Source organism: Streptomyces marokkonensis, assembly GCF_039539045.1.
GTDB lineage: Bacteria > Actinomycetota > Actinomycetes > Streptomycetales > Streptomycetaceae > Streptomyces > Streptomyces marokkonensis.
The window spans coordinates 1-653 of record NZ_BAABCQ010000417.1; the positions used below are offsets into that span (position 1 = coordinate 1).

The following is a 653-nucleotide window of genomic DNA, read 5'->3' on the forward strand; positions in this document are numbered from 1 at the left end:
CCGACCTTGATCTCCTCGACCGGCGGGGCGGACAGGGAGACGCGGATGGTGTCGCCGATGCCCTGGGAGAGCAGCGCGCCGAAGGCGACGGCCGACTTGATGGTGCCCTGGAAGGCTGGTCCGGCCTCGGTGACGCCGAGGTGCAGCGGGTAGTCGCACTGGGCGGCGAGCCGGCGGTAGGCCTCGACCATGACGACCGGGTCGTTGTGCTTGACGGAGATCTTGATGTCCCGGAAGTCGTGCTCCTCGAAGAGGGACGCCTCCCACAGCGCGGACTCCGCCAGGGCCTCGGGGGTCGCCCTGCCGTACTTCTGCAACAGGCGCCGGTCCAGGGAGCCGGCGTTGACGCCGATGCGGATCGGGGTGCCGTGGTCGCGGGCCGCCTTGGCGATCTCCCTGACCTTGTCGTCGAACTGCTTGATGTTGCCGGGGTTCACGCGGACCGCCGCGCAGCCCGCCTCGATCGCGGCGAAGACGTACTTGGGCTGGAAGTGGATGTCGGCGATCACCGGGATCTGCGACTTCTTCGCGATCACGGCCAGCGCGTCCGCGTCGTCCTGCGTGGGACAGGCCACCCGGACGATCTGGCAGCCCGACGCCGTCAGCTCGGCGATCTGCTGGAGCGTAGCGCCGATGTCCGACGTACGGGTCGT

The 653-nt window shown here is 69.4% G+C and carries 1 protein-coding gene; it reads right to left on the bottom strand.

What is annotated here, in order from left to right:
* Positions 1 to 653: flavodoxin-dependent (E)-4-hydroxy-3-methylbut-2-enyl-diphosphate synthase (locus ABEA26_RS36195; protein WP_345598342.1), on the bottom strand; the 653-nt coding region annotated here is incomplete at both ends.